This is a genomic window from Demequina salsinemoris (genome assembly GCF_000974805.1).
GTDB classification, from domain to species: domain Bacteria; phylum Actinomycetota; class Actinomycetes; order Actinomycetales; family Demequinaceae; genus Demequina; species Demequina salsinemoris.
The window spans coordinates 121,208-140,953 of the sequence record NZ_BBQZ01000005.1; the positions used below are offsets into that span (position 1 = coordinate 121,208).

The 19,746-nt window shown below is 71.4% G+C and carries 15 protein-coding genes and 3 tRNA genes; 8 read left to right on the top strand and 10 right to left on the bottom strand.

Features of this window, described 5'->3' with window-relative positions; genetic code table 11:
- Position 1: 1 nt before the first annotated feature.
- The gene (locus tag AOP78_RS10695; protein WP_062204232.1) at positions 2-472 is read right to left on the bottom strand and encodes a peroxiredoxin; all 471 of its coding nucleotides are present in this window, start codon (positions 470-472) and stop codon (positions 2-4) included.
- 152 nt (positions 473-624) lie between these two features.
- Here AOP78_RS10695 and AOP78_RS10700 point away from each other — a divergent pair, with 152 nt between their 5' ends.
- Both AOP78_RS10700 and AOP78_RS10705 read left to right on the top strand, forming a co-directional pair.
- Positions 625-4,443 (top strand): SCO7613 C-terminal domain-containing membrane protein, encoded by a 3,819-nt coding sequence (locus AOP78_RS10700; protein ID WP_062204236.1) that lies wholly within the window; start codon positions 625-627, stop codon positions 4,441-4,443.
- A 75-nt stretch (positions 4,444-4,518) separates the two neighbouring features.
- Positions 4,519-4,594: transfer RNA gene (locus AOP78_RS10705), tRNA-Lys, on the top strand.
- 51 nt (positions 4,595-4,645) lie between these two features.
- Here the strand turns inward: AOP78_RS10705 and AOP78_RS10710 are convergent.
- The 4 genes from AOP78_RS10710 to orn all read right to left on the bottom strand — a co-directional run bounded on the left by AOP78_RS10710 (position 4,646) and on the right by orn (position 6,929).
- Positions 4,646-5,158 carry an LURP-one-related/scramblase family protein gene (locus AOP78_RS10710; protein ID WP_062204238.1) on the bottom strand — a complete coding sequence of 171 codons (513 nt, stop codon included), beginning with the start codon at positions 5,156-5,158 and terminating at the stop codon, positions 4,646-4,648.
- A gap of 74 nt (positions 5,159-5,232) precedes the next feature.
- On the bottom strand, positions 5,233-6,018 hold the full coding sequence (locus tag AOP78_RS10715; protein ID WP_083980039.1) for a DUF4126 domain-containing protein: 786 nt from the start codon (positions 6,016-6,018) through the stop codon (positions 5,233-5,235).
- 126 nt (positions 6,019-6,144) lie between these two features.
- Positions 6,145-6,220, bottom strand: a tRNA-His gene (locus tag AOP78_RS10720).
- 70 nt (positions 6,221-6,290) lie between these two features.
- The gene (gene orn, locus AOP78_RS10725) at positions 6,291-6,929 is read right to left on the bottom strand and encodes an oligoribonuclease (RefSeq protein ID WP_062204243.1); all 639 of its coding nucleotides are present in this window, start codon (positions 6,927-6,929) and stop codon (positions 6,291-6,293) included.
- A gap of 94 nt (positions 6,930-7,023) precedes the next feature.
- Between orn and AOP78_RS10730 the strand changes: the two genes are divergently transcribed.
- Genes AOP78_RS10730 through AOP78_RS10740 form a run of 3 tightly spaced genes read left to right on the top strand, consistent with a single transcriptional unit; the run spans position 7,024 to position 9,037 of the window.
- The gene (locus tag AOP78_RS10730; protein WP_062204246.1) at positions 7,024-7,380 is read left to right on the top strand and encodes a GntR family transcriptional regulator; all 357 of its coding nucleotides are present in this window, start codon (positions 7,024-7,026) and stop codon (positions 7,378-7,380) included.
- Positions 7,377-8,264: an ABC transporter ATP-binding protein gene (locus AOP78_RS10735; RefSeq protein ID WP_062204251.1), complete on the top strand. Its 888-nt coding sequence runs from the start codon at positions 7,377-7,379 to the stop codon at positions 8,262-8,264. The genes AOP78_RS10730 and AOP78_RS10735 overlap by 4 nt, the downstream gene beginning before the upstream one ends.
- Positions 8,261-9,037, top strand: a complete 777-nt coding sequence (locus AOP78_RS10740; protein WP_062204254.1) for a hypothetical protein — start codon at positions 8,261-8,263, stop codon at positions 9,035-9,037. Before AOP78_RS10735 ends, AOP78_RS10740 begins: the two co-directional genes overlap by 4 nt.
- A gap of 1 nt (position 9,038) precedes the next feature.
- Here the strand turns inward: AOP78_RS10740 and AOP78_RS10745 are convergent, their stop codons facing one another.
- From AOP78_RS10745 to AOP78_RS10760, 4 genes are all read right to left on the bottom strand, one after another.
- Positions 9,039-10,145, bottom strand: a complete 1,107-nt coding sequence (locus AOP78_RS10745; protein ID WP_062204256.1) for an NADH:flavin oxidoreductase/NADH oxidase — start codon at positions 10,143-10,145, stop codon at positions 9,039-9,041.
- Between the two features lie 70 nt (positions 10,146-10,215).
- Positions 10,216-10,824, bottom strand: a complete 609-nt coding sequence (locus tag AOP78_RS10750) for a TetR/AcrR family transcriptional regulator (RefSeq protein ID WP_062204258.1) — start codon at positions 10,822-10,824, stop codon at positions 10,216-10,218.
- An 85-nt stretch (positions 10,825-10,909) separates the two neighbouring features.
- Positions 10,910-12,316 (bottom strand): Re/Si-specific NAD(P)(+) transhydrogenase subunit beta, encoded by a 1,407-nt coding sequence (gene pntB, locus AOP78_RS10755; RefSeq protein ID WP_062204263.1) that lies wholly within the window; start codon positions 12,314-12,316, stop codon positions 10,910-10,912.
- On the bottom strand, positions 12,316-13,875 hold the full coding sequence (locus tag AOP78_RS10760) for a Re/Si-specific NAD(P)(+) transhydrogenase subunit alpha (protein WP_062204266.1): 1,560 nt from the start codon (positions 13,873-13,875) through the stop codon (positions 12,316-12,318). The genes pntB and AOP78_RS10760 overlap by 1 nt, the downstream gene beginning before the upstream one ends.
- 301 nt (positions 13,876-14,176) lie before the next feature.
- Between AOP78_RS10760 and AOP78_RS10765 the strand changes: the two genes are divergently transcribed.
- Positions 14,177-16,387, top strand: a complete 2,211-nt coding sequence (locus AOP78_RS10765) for an LLM class flavin-dependent oxidoreductase (RefSeq protein WP_062204269.1) — start codon at positions 14,177-14,179, stop codon at positions 16,385-16,387.
- A 281-nt stretch (positions 16,388-16,668) separates the two neighbouring features.
- Here the strand turns inward: AOP78_RS10765 and AOP78_RS10770 are convergent.
- Positions 16,669-16,742, bottom strand: a tRNA-Arg gene (locus AOP78_RS10770).
- A 188-nt stretch (positions 16,743-16,930) separates the two neighbouring features.
- Here AOP78_RS10770 and AOP78_RS10775 point away from each other — a divergent pair.
- Both AOP78_RS10775 and AOP78_RS10780 read left to right on the top strand, forming a co-directional pair.
- The gene (locus AOP78_RS10775; RefSeq protein ID WP_062204273.1) at positions 16,931-18,448 is read left to right on the top strand and encodes a methyl-accepting chemotaxis protein; all 1,518 of its coding nucleotides are present in this window, start codon (positions 16,931-16,933) and stop codon (positions 18,446-18,448) included.
- Between the two features lie 247 nt (positions 18,449-18,695).
- Positions 18,696-19,694 (top strand): ABC transporter substrate-binding protein, encoded by a 999-nt coding sequence (locus AOP78_RS10780; protein ID WP_062204276.1) that lies wholly within the window; start codon positions 18,696-18,698, stop codon positions 19,692-19,694.
- Positions 19,695-19,746 lie beyond the last annotated feature (52 nt).

Below are 19,746 nucleotides of genomic sequence, written 5' to 3' on the forward strand. Positions count from 1 at the left end.
CTCAGGCGATCCCCAGGTCGCGTCGCAGCTTCGCGACGTGGCCCGTGGCCTTGACGTTGTACTGCGCGAGCTCGACCGCGCCCTCGGGGTCCACGACCACCGTGGAGCGGATGCTGCCGACCACCGTGCGGCCGTAGTTGTTCTTCTCGCCCCACGCGGCGTACGCCTCCTGGATGGACTTGTCCTCGTCCGAGACCAGGGTGAACGTGAGTCCCTCCTGCTCGCGGAACTGCGCGAGCTTCGCGGGGGAGTCCTTGGAGATGCCGACCACGGTGTAGCCCGCGGCGTTCAGCGCGTCGAGCGAGTCGCGGAAGTCGCACGCCTCGGTCGTGCAGCCCGGCGTCATCGCGGCGGGGTAGAAGTACAGGATCACGTGCTCGCCCCGGTGGTCGGACAGCGTGAACGTGCCCGTGTCGGTCGCCGCGGTGAAGTCCGGCGCGGCCTGGCCCTTGGTCAGTCGGTTGTCGCTCATGGTGCCCCCAACGCTACCCGGGCGCGCGGGATTCCCCCGTGCCGGGGACGGGCGTCCGGAGGCCGCCAGGCGCGTCACCGCGTGTCCCTCCACACGTCCCCGCGGCCACCGAGCCACGCCCGCTACTGTGACGCCAGAGGGCTGGAGGGGTGATGGGCGAGACGATGTCCGAGGTGCGCTGTCCGATCTGCGGCGCCGTGTGCGTGCCGGAGGTCAGCGCTCGGTGCCGGCGCTGCTACGCCGACCTGACCGGCCCTGCGTTCGCGGAGATCGTCGAGCTCGACGCGCGCATCGGGAGCTACAGGGCCGAGTACGACGCGCTCGCGGCGCGGTGGCGCATCGCCCTCGATCAGCGTGGGTCCGCGGTCGCCGCGCTCAACCAGACGCGGGTCGTCGGGCAGGAGCCCGTTCCCGGCGCCGCTCCCGCGTCCACGCCCGGCCTCGCTCCCGCGCCGGCGTCGAGCGCACCGGTGCCTCCCGCCGCACCCGTGCCGCACCGGCGCAGCGCCCTGCGAGACTCGCTCACCGCGCCGATGCTGCTCGGACTGGGCGGCGCGGCGCTCCTGGTCGCATCCGCGGTCGTCTTCGTCGCCGTCACGTGGGAGACGTTCTTCCCGCCCGCGCAGGCGATGCTGCTGCTCGCGCTCTCCGGTGCGACCGGATGGCTCGCGCTGTGGCTCACCCGCAAGGGTCTCGGGGTGTCCGCGGGCGCCGTCGGCGTCGTGTCGATGGCCTTCGCCGGCACGGCCGTGGTGGCGCTCGCGCGTGCGCTCACCGTGCTCGGGCTGTTCACCACGTCCGCGGCGGCGCTTGTCGCCGCGGCCGCCGGCGTCGCCCTCGCGCGCCGGGGCGTCGCGTGGGTGGGGGTCACCTCGACGGTCGCGCTCGGCGTCTCGGGCGTCGGCGCAGCGATCGCCGGAGGCGTCGAGCATGGAGTCGGCGGGTGGACGCTCTGGGGATGCGCCGCGATCGTGGCCATGGCCGCCCTGTCGCGCTGGTGGCTGGAGGGCGTGCTCCGTGTCGCGTTGCGGTACACGGCGGTGGGCCTGGTGGTCCTGGTCGCGGCAGGCGCCGCAGTCGGCGGCTGGGATTCAGCCGAGGTCCTCTGGGTGTGGCTGCCGACGGCGATCGGCATCGGCCTCGCGGTGATCGCTCCGCGCATCGCGCTGCCTGCCGCGGTCGCGGTCGCGACCGGAGCGGCGGCGGCGTCCGCCACCGCGTTCTCCGAGCCCAGCGCCGCGATGCTCCTCGTCGCTGTCGTGTCCGCGGCGACGCTGCTCGCGGGAACCCGACGGCCCGAGCATCGCGCCCGCCTCACGATCGGGCTCGCGCCTGCCGCGCTGGGCGCGGCCTTCGTGGCGTTGATCGTGCTCGGTGGCACGCCCGAGCTTCTCGCCGACTCCGGGCCGAGGTCGGATCTCTCGTGGCTCCTGGCGGGCCTCATGGCCGCCGCGCTGTCGACTCTTGCCGTGCGTCTGTGGGGGCCCGCGGACGCGCCGGCACCGGGTCCGGTGCTCTCCGCCTCCGTGGCACCTGCCCCGGCCGCAGGCCCGGCGGCGGGCGTGCGACCCGGCGATGTGCTGCTCGCGGGCGCGGCGCTGTTCGTCGCGGCGCTTCCGGGAGCCACGGCGGTGCTGTGGCCGAGGCCTGAGCCCGCGGCGCTGGCGGCGACGGCCGTCGCCGTCGGCGTCCTGGCCGCCGTGGCCGCGCTCGCCTGGCCTCGCGGAGGCTCGCGCCAGACGGTGCTCGTGGCGTCCGTCGCGCTCGGAGTGGTCGGGGCGGTCGGTGGAGCTGTCGTGTGGGCGGACGCGTCGTCGGACGTGACGTGGGCTGCGGTCGCGGCGTTCGCCCCTCTGTCGCTCGTTCTCGCGCTCGTCCGGCGCTTCCCGCGAACGTTGAGCGGGCTCGCAGTCCTGCTGCCCACGCTCGTGGCCGGAGCCACGGTGCTCCGCCTCGCGGACGATGCGTCATGGGTCGTCGCGGCGCTCGTCGGCACTGCTGCCCTCGCCGCCTGGGTGCTCGCTCGCGTGCCGCATGACGTGCGGAGGTGGGCGCTTCCAGGGCTGCTGCCCGCAGCGGCAGGCGCGGTGGTCGCCGGCGTCGCGACGGCGGCTGAGGCGACCGACTGGCTGCTCGGCACCGACCTCGCCTACGGCGTCGGCGGTCACGCCGCGCTCGCGGCGACGCTCGTCGCGGCCGCGCTCGCCGCCGGCGCCGTGCGCGTGAGGGTCGACGCGGGCGAGTCCGGGCTGGGGCCCGCCGCCGCGTGGCTCGAGGCCTGCGGCGCGCTTGCGCTCACGGGAGCCGCCCTCCAGCTCGCGCCGGCCGCCGATGCGGTGGTCGGGGACGTCACCGTCGCCTCGGTCGTGAGTATCGCCGCGGCGGTCGCGGTCGCGGCGTCGGCCTGGTGGTGGGCATGGCCCGGCGCCCGCACAGTGGCGTTCGTCGGCGCATCCGCCTGGACCTCGGTGCTCGCGCTCGCAGCGCTCGCCCAGGCCGCCGATCAGGATCTGGACCTGTGGCGAGGCCTCGCGGTGGCCCTGGCCGCGACCGCCGCGCTGGCGCTCGGCGCCCGCTGGCGCCCGATGATCACGCTGCCAGCCCTGACCGCGGTCGTGCCCGTCGTGGTGCCGGCGACCGTCGCATCGTCCACCGACGACGTGCTCGCCACGAGCCTCGCCGCGGCGGCCGCAGGCGCGGCCGCATGCTGGGCGCTCGTGCTGCTCACCCCCGCGCCGCGCGCGAGGGCCGCCCTGGGCCTCGCGACCTCGGCGATCCTCACGCTTCCCGCCGTCGCGATCGCAGGATGGCGGTGGACGTCACGCCTCGGCGAGGCGTGGGACTCGGGCGACGGCGCTCCGTCGTCCTTCGCGCCAGTGATGCTGGTGGCTGTCCTCGGACTTGCGCTCCTGTCGACGCGGTGGTGGCGCACGCACGCCGCCTCCATCGGTACGGCGGTCGTGATCGCGCTGCTCTGTGCGCCACCCGAGGCGTGGGCCTGGGCCGTCGCGGCCACCGCCGCGCTCGTGGCCGTCGTGGCCCTCGTGGCCACGGGACCGTGGGGACGTCTCGGCCCGCGGCCGGCGCACATCCTTGCGCTCGCGGCGTCCGCGGTCGTCTGGGCCGGACCGCACGCCTGGGCGCAGGCGGGCGCGCTCACCGTCTCCGCCATCGTCCTGGGAGCCCTCGCGGCCCGCGCGGTGGAACCACGAGCCGCGTACGGCCATGGCGCCGCGCTGGCTCTCGCCGCCGCCGGCTGGAGCGCATGCATCGGAGCCGACGCGCCGACCGTCGCGTCGGCGCTCGCTCTCGGCCTGTACGGCGTCGGGCTGTCGGTGATGCTGAGGTTCGACGTCGTCGCGCGGCGCGACACCGCGATCGGGCTCGCCGGCACGTCCGTCGTCGCGACGATCGTCGCGCCGCACGGCGATGCGGTGGTCGCGGTCGCGCTCACGATGCTCGTGACCTCCGCCACCTGGCTGGTCCTGCGGCGCGAGCTGGGCCGATGGTCGCGCTGGGTCGCGGGTGCCTACGCGAGCGTCGGCGTGGGGCTGCTCATCCTCAGCGCCGGCATCGACACGCTCGAGGCGTACACGCTGCTGCCCGCGGCGTGGGTGCTCGCCGAGGGCGTCGCGTGGATGCGGCGCGACCCGCAGGTGCCCAGTGTGACGGCGGTCGGGGGAGGGCTCGCGCTCGCGATCGCCCCCAGCGTCGTCGCGCTCGCGATCCAGCCGGGTGCGCTGATCCGCACCCTGCTGCTCACGCTCGCGATCGCGGGGCTCGCCTTCGCCACGGTGCTGCTGCGCTGGCTCGCGCCCGCGGTCGCGGCCGCGGGGACATCGATAGCGGTCGCCCTCGCGCAGCTCTTCGTCGCCGAGCAGCTCGTGCCTCGCTGGGTCTCGTTCGCGGTCGTCGGGGCCGTGCTGATCGTGCTCGCCGCGACCTATGAGAGGCTCAAGGAGTTGCGCTGAGAGCACGCCGGAGCGGGTCCGACCCGCCGATTTCGCAGATCGTCCGACGTCTGCTAATGTTGTCTCTCGTCGCAAGCGCCTCTAGCTCAATTGGCAGAGCAGCTGACTCTTAATCAGCGGGTTCAGGGTTCAAGTCCCTGGGGGCGTACCAGACACGAAGGCCCGGTCCAGATGGACCGGGCCTTCGTCGTTCCCGCGACCGTCAGTCGCGCTCGATCCAGCGGTCGATCGACCAGGTGAGCGCGAGCGCGATCGGCACGTCGAAGCCGTCGGCGACGTCGAGCGTGTAGGTGTCGCGGACCGACAGCCACTTCTGGGTGATCTGCACGACGACGTTGCCCTGCTCGTCCTTGAGCGAGTAGTCCTTCTCGATGAGGTTGCCCTCCATGAGGAGGCTCTTGCCGCCCTCGAGCATGACCTCGATCTTGTCCTTGATGAAGGAGAACGGCTTCGCGTGCAGATAGGCGAGGGGGCTGCCCTCGGCGTCGGAGATGGTGATGCGCTTGGGGAAGGCGAGCATCTCGCCGCGGACGGACGCCACGACGGCGCCGGAGGCGTCGAGGATGTCCGCCTTGGGGCGGATCCCGATCTTGCCGTCGACGAGGTAGAGCTCCGCCTCGGTCTCGGGCTCCAGCACCTTGAAGTCGCGACCGGCTCCGAACTTGCTCTTCATCAGCAGGCGGGTGTAGCCGGCGGGTGCGGCGGGAACGTCCATCGGTGGGATCCTCTCGTGTGCGTCATTCCTGACGCTACCGGGTGGGATGCCCTGGTGTCATGAAGGTGGGCGTGTCAGCCGACCGGCCGTTCCTTCGAGGAGGGCGGGACCGCGTCCCCAGCGTCGGACGCATCGTCCGTGTCGCCGTTGCCGTTGCCGTTGTCGCGCGATCCGAGCCGTTCGCGGTACTCGTTCGTCCAGGTCTTCCAGCGCTCGCGGCGAGACCCGCGTCCCGCCTGCTGCTCGGCCTCGCGTTCGAGCCGCTTGGACGTCTGCAGGAGGCCCTTGTGCTTGCGGCGGCGACGGCCGTTGGAGACGATCCGGTACAGGGCGGCGATCAGGACGACGAAGACCACCACGACGAGCACGGGGATGAAGATCGCGAGGAACGACAGCGCGACCGCGATCGCGTCCTCCGCGAACGATGCCAAGGGTGCCCCAGTGCCGCCGGTCGACGCGTTGATCGTGGGTCTGGAGGCGGTCTTGGACACGTGGACGATGCCGGCGATCACCGCGCCGACGATGCCCGCGATGAGGGGGTTCTCGGTCCAGAACACGTGGCCGTCGAACTCGGCGGCGGCCGCGCTCGCGGCGAAGATCACGCCACCCACGAGCGGGCGCACCGCGGTCTGGATGAGGTCGTTCACGGTGTCGACGCCGGGGATCTTGTCGAGCACGATCTCGGCGGCGAGGAGCATGAGCCCGATGATGATCGCGGGCCACGACTGGAGCCACATGAGCTGCTCGGGCAGCTGCATCACGTCGGTGAAGCGCGCGAACACGCCCACCATGACGAGCGGGATGAAGGCGTTGAGGCCCGCCGCCGCGGAGAGCCCGGCTCCGGTCAGTGCGGCGAACATGTGAACCTCCTGGGTCGGTCGCCCCTGCGGGCGTGCACTGCACCACGATAGCGTTCGGCCGCCTCAGAGGGCGGCCCCGGAGACGCGAGAGGCCCCCGGCCTGAGCCGGGGGCCTCTCGACCTCCATGGGGTGGCTGACGGGACTTGAACCCGCGGCCCTCGCGACCACAACGCGATGCTCTACCTGCTGAGCTACAGCCACCATCGGCCCCTCAAGAGAAGGGCCAGCGAAAAGTGTACCGTGCCGCAGCGGGTGGTGAGGACCGTTCGGCTCAATCGGCGGCTTCGGCCGCCTTCTCGGCGCCCTCGGCTGAGGGGTGCACGACCCGCTCGGCCGAAGCGCGGGCCTCGTCGGAATCCGGTCCGGGAAGCGGGACGAGCACGGTCTCGCGGTAGTAGCGCAGCTCGGCGATCGAGTCCTGGATGTCGCCGAGCGCGCGGTGGTTCCCCGTCTTGTCGGGGGCGTGGAAGAACACGCGGGGGTACCAGCGGCGGACCAGCTCCTTGAGCGAGCTGACGTCGACGACGCGGTAGTGGAGGCGCTCCATGAGCTGGGGCATGTCGCGTTCGAGGAAGGCCTTGTCCATGCCGACGGTGTTGCCTGCGAGCGGCGGGCGCGCGCCTGCGGGGATGTGCTTGTTGACGTAGGCGAGGACCTGCTGCTGCGCGTCCTCCATGGTGGTGCCGTGCTCGAGCTCGGGCAGCAGTCCGGACGTCTCATGCATCTTGGTCACGAAGTCGTTCATCTGCTCGACCGCGCCGGCCGGTGGTCGGATCACCACGGACACCCCTTCGCCGAGCACATTGAGCTCGGCGTCGGTGACCAGGCACGCGACCTCGACGAGCGCGTCGTTCTCGAGGTCCAGCCCGGTCATCTCGCAGTCGATCCAGACGAGTTGATCAGAAGCCATGCCTTCACTCTAGGGGGTGGGGCCGACATCTCCTCTTGACGGGGACATGGTTGCATGGTTAGTTAGTTGAGTAACTAACTGACAGGGAGGGTGCATGGACGACGGAAGGCCGCTGTTCCTGCAGATCGCCGAGGCGCTCGAGTCCGCGATCCTGGACGGCTCCATGCCCGAGGGCGCGCAGGTGCCCTCGATCAACGAGCTCGCGGCCTTCCACCGCATCAATCCGGCCACCGCGCTCAAGGGCGTGAACCGGCTCGTCGATGCGGGGGTCCTGCACAAGCGGAGGGGAGTGGGCATGTTCGTCACCGAGGGGGCCCGCGGGGCCCTGCTGGAGGCCAGGCGAGGCGAGTTCGCCGCGGAGCACGTCGCCCCGCTGGTGTCCCGAGCGCAGGCGCTGGGGATCGGCGCGGACGAGCTCGCGGCGATGATCACGAAGGAGATGGGGCGATGAGCGCGATCCTTGAGGCACAGGGCCTCACGCGACGGTTCGGGGATGTCGTCGCGCTCGACGACGTCACCTTCCGGCTCGACGAGCCCGGCATCCACGGTCTTCTCGGACGCAACGGTGCCGGCAAGACGACCCTCATGAACCTGCTCACAGGGCAGGACCTCCCGACCTCCGGCCGGGCGCTCCTGCACGGCCACGACCCCGCCGCCGGTGCGCACGGCTTCGGCCGCGTCGCGTTCATCAAGGAGTCGCAGGCGTACCCCGAGGGCTTCAAGGGGCGTCACGTCCTCAGGGCAGCGGCGGCGGTGTACCCGCGATGGGACGACGCGTACGCCGCCCGCCTGGTCCACGAGTTCCAGGCGCCGCTCGACCGCTACATGAAGAAGCTGTCGCGGGGTCAGCGCTCGGCCGTGGGCGCGATCGTCGCGCTCGCGTCGCGGGCGGATGTCACGCTTCTCGACGAGCCGTACGCCGGGCTCGACGCGGTCGCGAGGCAGATGCTCTACGAACGACTCATCGAGGACTTCGGCGAGCACCCTCGCGTCATCGTCATGTCGACGCATCTGATCGATGAGGCCGCAGACCTGTTCGAGCGCGTCCTCGTGCTCGACAAGGGCGCGCTCCTCATCGATGAGGACGCCGACACCCTGCGAGGCTCCGCCGTGCGCATCGTCGGCCCCGCGAGCGTGGTCGAGGAGACCGCGAACGGGTACGCCGTGCTCCACCGCGAGGCGCTCGGAGGCACGGCCGCCCTCACCCTCGACAGCGCCGACGAGGGCCTGCGCCGCGCCGCGGTCGACGCCGGCCTCGAGCTGGCTCCCGTCTCGCTTCAGCAGCTCATCGTGCGCCGCACCGGCGTCACCGTCCGCGAGGAGATCGCCTCATGACCACCATCGAATCCGTCCCAGGTGCAACGGTCCCCGACCTCGCGCCCCTCGCCCGCCGCATCGGCGCTGTCCTGCGGATCCATCTCGCGGGGCCGTTCCTGACGCTCATCCAGCCGTGGATCGTCACCGCGGTGATCTTCGCGGTCAACCTCGCCGTCTACGGGATGATCGCTTACGCGGCGGGCGGCGTGTCGGCGATCGACGACGACGCCTTCAAGCACGGCGGCTCCGTGAGCTGGGTCTTCGTGTTCATGATCGTCGTCGCGGTGCAGGCGATGCACTTCACGTTCCGCTTCGCGCTGGGCCTGTCGATCGACCGTCGCGACTACTACCTGGGCACGCTCGCCTTCTTCGGCATGCTCGCGGTGACGTACTCCATCGGGCTGACGCTGTGCGCCGGGTTCGAGCGTGTCACCGGTGGGTGGTGGCTGAACGCGGCCTTCTTCGCCCCTATCCCGCTCGACACCGCGCCTCTCGTCACCGTCGCCTACGTGTTCGTCGTCGGGTTCCTGCTCGCGTTCGCCGTGGGCGCGTTCTCCGCGTCGGTGTGGGTGCGATGGGGAGCGCGAGGGCTGTACTGGTACTTCGGGATCCTCGCGTTCGCGGTCGTCGGCCTCCTGTGGAGCATCACCGCCGCCGGGGCGTGGGGAGACGTGTGGGAGTTCCTCTCGCTGACATCCCTCGCGGAGATCGCCACGTGGGCGCTGCCGCTTGTGGCGGTGTGCGCGGCGGGCGGCTGGCTCCTCCTGCGCAGGGCGCCGCTCAGCGCGTGAGTCAGCCCTCGTCGGTCGGCACGCGGCGAGCCGCGAACGTGCCGCGCAGGAACTGCTTGGGCCAGTAGTCGATCTCGACGCCCAGCTCGTGCGCGGCGCGCAGCGGGAAGTGCGGGTCACGGAGGAACTCGCGGCCCGCGAACACGGCCGACGCCTTGCCCTCGGAGATGATCAGGTCCGCCTGCTTGGCGTCCACGATCTCGCCGACGGCGCCGGTGATGATCCCTGCGCGGTCGTACACCGCCTTCGAGTGAGGCACCTGGTAGCCGGGGCCCGTGGGGATCTGCGCGCCGGGGACGAGGCCGCCGGTCGAGACGTCGATCATGTCGACGCCCGCCTCGCGCAGCCACGTCGCGACGGTCACGGTGTCCTCGAGGGTCCAGCCCTCGGGCTCCATCCAGTCGGTCGCGGACATGCGGACCAGGACGGGGACGTCGGGGCCGGCGATCGCGCGGACCTCCTTCGCGATGGCCAGGAGCAGGCGCGAGCGGTTGACGATCGAGCCGCCGTACTCGTCCTCTCGGTCGTTGGACAGCGGGGAGAGGAACTGGTGGACCAGGTAGCCGTGCGCGGCGTGGATCTCGAGCACGTCGAAGCCCGCCTTGAGCGCGCGCGCCGCCGACTGGCCGAACGCGTAGACGATGTCGTTGATCTCGTCGGACGAGAGCCCGTTCGGCTCGTCGTAGCCCGGGAAGGCGATCGGGGAGGGGGCGACCGTCGTCCATCCGCCCTGGTCCTTCGGCACGGTGCCGTTGCCCACCCACGGGCGCTCGCTCGACGCCTTGCGGCCCGCGTGCGCGAGCTGGATGCCGGCCTTGGCGCCCTGCGAGTGGATGAAGTCGACGATGCGCGTCCACGAGTCCTGCTGCTCGTCGCTCCACAGCCCCGGGCACCACGGAGTGATGCGGCCCTCGGGGACCACGCCGGTCGCCTCGGCCATCACGAGCCCCGCGCCGCCCTGGGCGTACGAGCCGAGCTCCACGAGGTGCCAGTCCGTGGGGACGCCGTCCTGCGCGTCGCACGAGTACTGGCACATCGGGCTGACCCACAGGCGGTTGCGGAAGTCGACGGAACGGATCGTCAGGGGACTGAACAGCGTGGAGGTCATGCGGCCATCCTGTCGTACATCGTGCGATTTGCGAACAGTCGCGCGCCGACGGGGATGAACCCGCGTCCGGTCACGCCGTCGGGGCGTTGGCGAGATCGAACCAGTAGCGCGGCGTGGCCTCGATGAGGAAGTCCGATGCGGCGTCGCGGTCGCGCGGCTCGGGGGAGAGCAGCCACGCCCGCAGCGCGCCGACCAGGCCGTGGCTCGTGAAGGCCACCTCCATCTCGAGGTGGAGCCTCTCGCCCGGGTCCTGGAACCGGTGCGGTGCCGACGCCTCGGCGAAGTCCAGCAGCGAGCTCTCGATGTGCCGTGCGAGCATCGCCTGCATCGCGGTGCCGCGATTGGCCTTGGTGGGGGCGAGCGCCATGCGGTAGACGTCCTGGTGCTCCTCGACGTGCGTGAGCAGCGCCATCTCCGACTTGCGCCACTCGGCCTCGAGGTCGCCGCCCACGAAGCCGCGCAGGAAGTCGGCGCGCACCCTGTCGAGGCCCGCGGCCAGGACGCGGCCCAGGAGCTCCTCGGGAGACTCGGCGTGGTTGTAGAACGTCGCGCGCGAGACGTGGGCCGCGCGAGCGATCTCGCTCACGGAGAGCTCCTCGATGGGACGCTCGGCGGCGAGCTGGAGCACGGCGGTCTCGAGCGCGGTGGCGCTGCGAGCGAAGCGAGGGTCGACAGTCATATTTGACACCCTAGCCCTATCTGTCGCGTGTATGGCAGAGGCCCCCCGCCCGAGTCGGACAGGGGGCCTTGCGAACTGGTTCGGATCAGGCGTTGGCGGCCTCGCTCGCGCGCACCTCGGTGAGGATCTCCTCGACCTTGGCCTTCGCGTCGCCGAACAGCATCGCCGAGTTCTCGCGGAAGAACAAGGGGTTCTGCACGCCGGCGTAGCCGGTGGCCATGGAGCGCTTGAAGACGATGCACTGCTTGGCCTTCCAGACCTCCATGACGGGCATGCCCGCGAGCGGCGAGCCCGGGTCCTCGAGCGCGGACGGGTTCACGACGTCGTTCGCGCCGATGACGAGCACGACGTCGGTCTCGGGGAAGTCGTCGTTGATCTCGTCCATCTCGAGGACGATGTCGTAGGGCACCTTGGCCTCGGCCAGCAGCACGTTCATGTGGCCGGGGAGGCGGCCGGCGACCGGGTGGACGCCGAAGCGCACCTCGACGCCGCGCGCCCGCAGGTTCGCCACGAGGTCGGCGACCGGGTACTGGGCCTTGGCGACGGCCATGCCGTAGCCGGGGACGATGACGACGGACGATGCGCCGGTGAGCATCTCGGCGACGTCCGTGGCCTGGACCTCGGTGTGCTCGCCCTGCTCGGCGGCGGCGGATGAGGTGCCGCCCTCCTGACCGAACCCGCCGAGGATCACGGAGACGAACGCGCGGTTCATCGCCTTGCACATGAGGTAGGACAGGATCGCACCGGACGAGCCGACGAGCGCGCCGGTGACGATGAGCAGGTCGTTGCTCAGCATGAGGCCCGCGGCGGCCGCGGCCCAGCCCGAGTACGAGTTGAGCATCGACACGACGACGGGCATGTCGCCGCCGCCGATCGCGGCGACCAGGTGGAAGCCGAGCAGCAGCGCGATCACGGTCATGATCAGGACAGGGACGATGCTTCCCGTGGCCATGTAGACGAACATCAGCACGAGGCTCGCGACGACCGCACCGAGGTTCAGCCAGTTGCGGCCGGGCAGCGTGAGCGGGCTCGACTTCATCTTCGCGGACAGCTTGAGGTAGGCCACGATCGAGCCGGTGAGCGTGACCGCGCCGATGAAGATGCCGAGGAACACCTCGATCTGGTGCACGGCGTCGGCGTGCGTCTCGGTGAGGTGGGAGTTGAAGCCCACCAGCACCGCGGCCGCGCCGACGAAGCTGTGCAGCATCGCGATGAGCTCGGGCATCTGGGTCATCTCGACGGTGCGAGCCCGCCAGAATCCGATGGAGGCGCCGATCGCGAACACCATGGCGATGAGCAGCGCCGCCTGGAGCGGGCGGTCGGACGTGTCGAGCGACAGGACGACGGTCGCGGCGAGCGCGAGGCCCATGCCGACCATGCCGAGCATGTTGCCCCGGCGCGCGGTCTCCTGCTTGGACAGGCCGGCGAGCGACAGGACGAAGAGGACGGCGGCGATCAGGTACGTGGCCTGGGCGAGCGAGGTGAGCGTCATCACGCGTCCTTCCTGAACATTCCGAGCATGCGGTAGGTCACGAGGAAGCCTCCGAAGATGTTGATGCTCGCGACGGCCGCCGCGACGAACGACAGCGTCGCGACCAGCGGGTCGGCGGAGCCGATCTGGAGCAGCGCGCCGACCAGGATGATCCCGGAGATCGCGTTGGTCTGCGCCATCAGCGGGGTGTGCAGCGAGTGCTTGACGTTGCTGATGACGTAGAAGCCGACGATCACCGCGAGCGCGAACACCGTGAGGTGCTGGACGGTCGCAGAGTCGGCGAACGACAGCAGCAGGAGCGCAGCAACGGCGCCGAGGCCGTACGTCATGTTGCGGCGCTTCGCCTTCGCCTCGGCCTCCGCGGCGTCAGCAGCCGCCTTCGCGGCGAGCTCCTCCTCGGTGGGGCCTGCCGGAGCGGCAGGGGCGGGCGCGGCGGACACCGACACGGCGGGCGGCGGCCACATGACCTCGCCCAGGTGGGCGACGGTCATGCCTCGCTGGACCACGTCCTCGAGATCCAGCACCATCTCGCCGTCCTTGCCCGGCGTCAGCAGGGCCATCAGGTGGACGATGTTGGTGCCGAACAGCGTCGAGGTGTGCCGGGGCATGCGGCTCGTGAGGTCGGTGTAGCCGACGACCACCACGCCGTTGTCGGTCGTGATCGACTTGCCGGGCACCGTGAGCTCGCAGTTGCCGCCGCCGGAGGCGGCGAGGTCCACGACCACCGAGCCGGGCTTCATGGACTCGACCATGGCCGCGGTGATGGTGGTCGGCGCCGAGCCGCGCACGAGGGCCGTCGTGATGACGACGTCGGCGTTCGCAGCCTCGCGGGCATACACGTCCATCGCCGCCGCCTGCTGCTCCTCGGTGAGGGGCTTGGCGTAGCCGTCGGCACTGATCTCCTGCTGCGCCTCGGGCGCGACGACGAACTCTCCGCCCATCGAGCCGATCTGCTCGCCGACCTCGGGCCGGACGTCGAACGCGCGCACCTGGGCGCCGAGCGAGCTCGCGGCGCCGATCGCGGCAAGCCCTGCGACACCGGCGCCGATGACGAACACTGTCGCGGGCCGGGTCTTGCCGGCGGCGGTGACCTGGCCGGTGAACATGCCGCCGTACGCCTCGGCCGCCTCGATCACGGCGCGGTAGCCGGCGACGTTGGACATCGTGGACAGCACGTCGATCGACTGCGCGCGGGAGATGCGCGGCACGGCGTCGAGCGCGAGCGCCGTCACGCCCTTCTTGGCGAGCGCGGCGAGCAGCTTCTCGTTGGACTGCGGCGCCATGGTCGCGACGATGGTCGCGCCCTCGCGGAGCTGCTTGATCTGCGTGGTCGTCGGTGCGTTGACGCACGTGACGATGTCCGCCCCCCATGCGTCGGCCGCGGTGACGAGCGTCGCGCCGGCCTCCACGTACTGCTCGTCGGGGAAGGACGCGCCCGTTCCGGCGCCCTCCTGCACGACCACCTCGTAGCCGAGCTTGATCAGCTGCGCGACCGAGGCGGGACTGGCGGCTACCAGCCTCTCGCCGCGGCGGGTCTCTGCCGGGACCCCTATCTTCATCGTCGATCCTTGTCCGCCGCCGCGGGACCGACCGCCGATGGCGCGGCGAGGGTCCGGGGCGACCAGTGCGTCGGCCGACCCCCGCGAACCTCGCAGGGGTCGGATGAGTTCCGTCCGTCGAACTCTAGCCAACCATGCGTGGGGGAGGCGTGGTACCTAGTACCCGGCTCTGGCGGTACCTCCCACGGGACCGCGCCTCGCATCGTCCGGCCGCGACGGGGCGCCTCGCAGGACTAATGCGCGTCATGCGCGCGTTGGCACTGGCGACGCATCTGCACCACCCTCGAGGAGCACCCACCGCATGGATCTCGGGCACCCGCTCGCCTTCGGCACCTTCATCACACCCGGCAACGCGCAGCCGCAGGCGCCCGTGGCGCTCGCGAAGCTGAGCGAACGGCTCGGCTACGACCTGGTCACCTTCCAGGACCACCCGTACCAGCCCGCGTTCCACGACACGTGGACTCTGCTTTCGTACGTCGCCGCCGCGACCGAGTCCATCCACCTGGCGCCGAACGTGCTCAACCTGCCGCTGCGCCAGCCGCTCGTCGCGGCGCGGGCCGCAGCCTCGCTCGACCTCCTGAGCGGCGGGCGCCTGGACCTGGGCCTCGGCGCGGGCGGGTTCTGGGACCCGATCGAGGCGATGGGAGGACGCAGGCTGACCCCGGGGCAGGCGGTCGACGCGCTGTCCGAGGCGATCGACCTCATGCGCGGCCTGTGGTCGCCCGAGGAGCGCGGCGGGCTGCGCGGTCGCGACCACTACACGGCCAGCGGCGCCAAGCGCGGGCCCCGGCCCGCGCACGAGATCCCGATCTGGGTGGGCGCGTACAAGCCGCGCATGCTGCGCCTCACCGGTCGTCAGGCGCACGGGTGGCTCCCGAGCCTCGCGTACATGAAGCCCCACGAGATCGGGGAGCACAGCGCGCGCGTGGACGATGCGGCCGCGGGCGCGGGGCGCGATCCTGGGGAGATCCGGCGCCTCCTCAACATCGGCGGTCGCGAGTCGGTCGCTCAGCTGTCCGACCTCGCGCTCGCGCACGGCTTCTCGACCTTCATCGTCGCCTCGGACGATCCGACGGCGATGGCGCGCTTCATCCAGGAGGTGGCGCCCGCGGTGCGGGACGCCGTCGCCGAGGAGCGTTCGCGCCGCGGCACCGCTCCGGCATCTGGGCGTTCGCGGCGCGCGCTCGACGCACGGCGGGACGGCATCGATTACGAGGCCGTCCCCGACTCGCTGCGGGAACGCGCGGTCGAGCCCGGCGACTTCGCCTACCCGACCGCGAGCTCGACCTATATGAGAGGAGGCGCGCCCGGCATCGTCCTGCGGCCCGAATCCGCCCTCCAGGTGGCGGACGCGCTCGCGTTCGCGCGCGCCCACCGCCATCTTCCGTTCGGGATCCGCTCCGGTGGGCACGGCATCAGCGGGCGCAGCACCAACGACGGCGGCCTCGTGATCGACCTGGGCGCGCTCGACGCCATCGAGGTGATCGATGAGGCCAGCCGGCGCGTGCGCGTCGGCCCCGGCGCGCGCTGGCAGGACGTGGCCCGCGCGCTCGAGCCGCACGGGTGGGCCATCACGAGCGGCGACTACGGCGGCGTGGGCGTCGGCGGGCTCGCGACCGCGGGCGGGATCGGCTTCTTGGGACGCGAGCACGGGCTGACGATCGACCACCTGGTGGCGGCCGACGTCGTCCTGGCCGACGGGACGCTCGTGCACGTCTCCGCGACCGAGCGGCCCGACCTGTTCTGGGCCGTGCGCGGCGCGGGCTTCGCGATCGGCGTGGTCGTGGCGTTCGAGTTCGAGGCCCAGCCCGTCGGGAACGTCGGCTGGGTCCAGCTCGCGTTCGACGCAACCGACACCGCGGGCTTCCTGCGCCGGTACGCCGAGGTCACCGAGGCCGCACCGCGCGACACGACGCTGTTCCTCATGGCGGGAGCCCCGAGGCCGGGGCAGCCGCCGATCGTGCGGCTGTACGGGATGGTCGACTCGGCAGACCCGGACACGATCATCGAGCGGGTCACACCGTTCGCGTCGATCGCGCCGCTCGTGGACCAGTCGATCCAGCTCGGCTCGTACGCCGACGTCATCGCGAACGCCCCCGACACGCCCCACCAGGGCCAGGGCGAGCCGGGCTTCCGCTCGGGGCTGCTCGATGAGCTGGGCGAGGACACGGCCGCGCTCGCGGCCACGCTCCTGACCTCCGGAACGACACCGTGGTTCCAGCTGAGGCCCGTGGGCGGAGCGATCGCGGACGTCCCCGCCGACGCGACCGCCTACGCGCACCGCGGGGCCCGCTACTCGCTCACCGCGATCGCCGGCTCGCCCGCGTTCGACGCGCTGTGGCGGCCGCTCGCCTCCCGTTTCCACGGCCTGTACGTGAGCTTCGAGTCGCGGGACGATGCGTCGCTGGTCGCCGAGGCGTTCCCCGAGGCGACGCTCGCGCGCCTGCGCGGCATCAAGCGCGCGGTGGATCCCGAGGGTCTGTTCAGGGACAACTTCCCGCTGTTCGACTGACAGAGTGGGGTGCGCTTCGCATCGTCCTGGCTGCCGCATCGTCCTGGCTGTCGCATCGTCCTGGCCGCCGGCATTGCGGGCCCGCACGTCTTCCACACACTTCGCTCTGCCTGCGGCGTGTCGAGGCGGATCGGGGCCGCGACACGCGGGGCGCAAAGCTAGGTGTGTGGAAGACGTGCGGCGGCGGGGCGATGTTGCTTGGGGAGGATCGCGTGCACACATGGGGTTTCAGGGGGTGGCTCGCCGGTGTTCAGGCGAGCGTCACGCCTGGTAATGACAGGTGCCCCCGGCAGGATTCGAACCTGCGACCTGCGGATTAGAAGTCCGATGCTCTATCCAGCTGAGCTACGAGGGCCTCGCGCATTCGCGCATGTACAAGGGTAGCGGGGCGCGCACGCGTCGGAAATCGTTCGCGGTTCGTGAATCTGGGGACGAAGGTCCTAGCGCGTTCGCATGCCTGCGACCGACTGGGGGAGCGACCACGGAGGGTCGCCACGCGGGGAAGGGGCCGCAGGCCGCCGGGTCGAGAGGAGCCTCCCGCCCATGCTCAGCTTCCGCGGACAGATGATCCTTGGCGCGGCCGTGACCGCGACCATCGCCGCCACCGGCGCCATCGCGGCGCTCGTCGCGCTCGGCTCCGTCGACGGCGCTCCCTCGTGGGCGTCCCCGACGATCCTCGTGCTCGGCTCGGCCGCAGTCCTCATGCCGATCGGCTGGGTGTCGTGGCTCAGCGTGCAGCTCGGCGCACCGTGGCAGGAGTTCGCGGCTCTTCTCTCGGCCGCCGCCGAGGGCGACTTCGGCGGCCGCGCAGACGCGTCCACGCGGGGTCCGTTCGCACCTCTCGCGCGCGACTACGACCGCATGGCCGACACCGTCGGCTCGAGCATCGGCACGATCGGCGACGACGTGCTCGCCCTCTCAGCAGCCATGGAGGAGCTGTCCGCCGCGACCTCACAGATCTCCGCGGGCGTGAGCGCGTCGTCGACAGAGGCGACGTCGGTCGCCGCCTCCGCGCAGCAGGTGTCGACGAGCGCTCAGACCGTCGCGACCGCGACCGAGGAGATGTCCGCGTCCATCCGCGAGATCGCCGCGAGCACGAACGCCGGCGCGGCCGTGGCAGCCGAGGCCGTCGAGGCCGTCGAGACGGCGAGCGCGACGGTCGCGGAGCTCGGAGACTCCTCCGCCCAGATCGGGGACGTGGTCAAGCTCATCACCCAGATCGCGGAGCAGACCAACCTGCTCGCGCTCAACGCCACGATCGAGGCCGCGCGCGCGGGCGAGGCGGGCAAGGGCTTCGCCGTCGTCGCGTCCGAGGTGAAGGACCTCGCGCAGGCGACCGCCAAGGCCACCGGCGACATCGGCGGCCGCATCGATGCCATCCAGTCGGGCGTCGGCGCCGCCGCGTCCGCGATCGGGCGCATCTCCGGCGTGATCGAGCAGGTGAGCGAGAGCCAGGGCGCGGTCGCGGTCGCGCTCGAGGAGCAGACGTCCGTGACCGAGGAGATGAGCAGGTCCGTGACCGAGGCCGCGATGGGAGCGGAGTCGATCGCGGAGTCGATCAACCGCATCGCGCAGGCCTCCTCGGCGTCGAGCGAGGCCGTCTCGGACACCACCACTGCACAGGGTGACGTCGCCCGCATGACCGACGACCTGAGCGAGCTGCTCGCGCGCTTCACGTACGCCGAGCCCGCCACGACAGAGGTCTCGGCCGAGCGCCAGATCACGCGCGCGATCGGCGCGCACGGCGCGTGGAAGAAGCGCGTCCGCAAGGCGGTCGACGCAGGGCGACACGGCGAGGACCTCGCGACGGTCGCCAGGGACGACGCGTGCGCGTTCGGCCGCTGGCTGGCGTCCGACGCGAGCCAGGACGCGACGGGCTATCACGAGGCGAGCCGGCAGCAGCACGCGGCCTTCCACCGCGAGGCCGCGGCCACGCTGAGGCTCGTGGGGGCTGGGCACCGCGCTGACGCGGCTGCGGCGCTCGAGGCGGGCGGATCGCTCGCCGAGGCCTCCCGCGTGCTCACCCAGACGATGCTCGAGTGGCGACGCCAGGTGTCCTGACCTCCGCGTTCTCCGCGCGGCCGCGGCTCCGACGGGCGCGCGCCGAATGTGAACACTCACAATTGCGCCGATCAGCGCCCGCGCAGGCATCGCCATGCGGCGCTCCGTTACGAAATCGTGACCTTCCTCCAGTTGAGAACACTCCAATTGTGAGCGCTAATATTCGTTAAGCGGCGTCATAGGGGACGCCGTGAGGCAATGCGCTCGAACCGGCAACGGTGCCGGACAGAACGAGGAGGTTCTGAGAATGAGGAAGCGTTTTCTGTCAACACTTGCACTGGCTGGGGTCGCCGCTTTCGCGCTGACCGCATGCTCGAGCGACGGAGGAGAGACCGATTCGTCGGAGATGGCAGCCGGCGACACCGCTGGCGACACCGTCACCGTCGGATTCGCGCAGACCGGCTCCGAGAGCGGCTGGCGTTCGGCAAACACCGAGTCCATGAAGGCCGCGTTCTCCGAGGAGAACGGCTTCGAGCTCGTGTTCAACGCGGCTGACAACGACACGGCGGCGCAGATCGCCGCAGTCCGCAGCTTCATCAACCAGGGCGTCGACGCGATCGTCATCGCGCCGATCGTCGAGGACGGCTGGGACGACGTGCTCCAGGAGGCCGCCGACGCGGGGATCCCCGTGATCCTCGAGGACCGCACGGTGTCCGCGTCGGATGACCTGTACGCCGCCTGGGTCGGACTCGACTTCGAGGCCGAGGGCGTCAAGGCGGGCGAATGGGCCGCCGCGGAGTACGGCGACACCGAGACCAAGATGGTCGTGCTCGAGGGCACCACCGGCTCGGCTCCCGCCAACGACCGCGCCACGGGCTTCGACTCGGCCATCGAGGGCACCATGATCGAGAAGATCGACTCGCAGACCGGTGACTTCACCCGCGACGGTGGAAAGACCGTCATGGAGGGCTTCCTCCAGAAGTACGGGGTCGACGGCATCGACCTGGTCTACGCGCACAACGACGACATGGCGCTGGGTGCGATCGAGGCCATCGAGGCCGCGGGCGCCGTCCCGGGCGAGGACATCAAGATCATCTCGATCGACGCGGTCCACGACGGCATGCAGGCCCTCGTCGACGGCCAGATCAACTACATCGTCGAGTGCAACCCGCTGCTCGGCGACCTCGCGGCGGGCCTCGTGACGGACGTGCTCGCAGGCAACGACGTCGAGAAGACGGTGTACGTCGAGGACCAGGCGTTCGACCAGGCCGCGGCCGAGGCCGCGCTGCCTGACCGCGCGTACTGATCCGTCGGATACCAGGAACCACGGAGTCCTGTCGGGGGCCGGTGACCGCCGG

Excerpts from the sequence above, each read along its gene's own strand:
- AOP78_RS10710 (WP_062204238.1), bottom strand. The coding sequence starts at position 5,158 with ATGGACGTTCCCGCCGCACCCGCCGGCTACACCCGCCTGCTGATGAAG.
- AOP78_RS10780 (WP_062204276.1), top strand. The coding sequence starts at position 18,696 with ATGAGGAAGCGTTTTCTGTCAACACTTGCACTGGCTGGGGTCGCCGCT.
- AOP78_RS10735 (WP_062204251.1), top strand. The coding sequence starts at position 7,377 with ATGAGCGCGATCCTTGAGGCACAGGGCCTCACGCGACGGTTCGGGGAT.
- AOP78_RS10775 (WP_062204273.1), top strand. The coding sequence starts at position 16,931 with ATGCTCAGCTTCCGCGGACAGATGATCCTTGGCGCGGCCGTGACCGCG.
- AOP78_RS10740 (WP_062204254.1), top strand. The coding sequence starts at position 8,261 with ATGACCACCATCGAATCCGTCCCAGGTGCAACGGTCCCCGACCTCGCG.
- pntB (WP_062204263.1), bottom strand. The coding sequence starts at position 12,316 with ATGACGCTCACCTCGCTCGCCCAGGCCACGTACCTGATCGCCGCCGTC.
- AOP78_RS10695 (WP_062204232.1), bottom strand. The coding sequence starts at position 472 with ATGAGCGACAACCGACTGACCAAGGGCCAGGCCGCGCCGGACTTCACC.
- AOP78_RS10765 (WP_062204269.1), top strand. The coding sequence starts at position 14,177 with ATGGATCTCGGGCACCCGCTCGCCTTCGGCACCTTCATCACACCCGGC.
- AOP78_RS10750 (WP_062204258.1), bottom strand. The coding sequence starts at position 10,824 with ATGACTGTCGACCCTCGCTTCGCTCGCAGCGCCACCGCGCTCGAGACC.
- AOP78_RS10760 (WP_062204266.1), bottom strand. The coding sequence starts at position 13,875 with ATGAAGATAGGGGTCCCGGCAGAGACCCGCCGCGGCGAGAGGCTGGTA.
- AOP78_RS10745 (WP_062204256.1), bottom strand. The coding sequence starts at position 10,145 with ATGACCTCCACGCTGTTCAGTCCCCTGACGATCCGTTCCGTCGACTTC.
- AOP78_RS10730 (WP_062204246.1), top strand. The coding sequence starts at position 7,024 with ATGGACGACGGAAGGCCGCTGTTCCTGCAGATCGCCGAGGCGCTCGAG.
- orn (WP_062204243.1), bottom strand. The coding sequence starts at position 6,929 with ATGGCTTCTGATCAACTCGTCTGGATCGACTGCGAGATGACCGGGCTG.
- AOP78_RS10715 (WP_083980039.1), bottom strand. The coding sequence starts at position 6,018 with ATGTTCGCCGCACTGACCGGAGCCGGGCTCTCCGCGGCGGCGGGCCTC.
- AOP78_RS10700 (WP_062204236.1), top strand. The coding sequence starts at position 625 with ATGGGCGAGACGATGTCCGAGGTGCGCTGTCCGATCTGCGGCGCCGTG.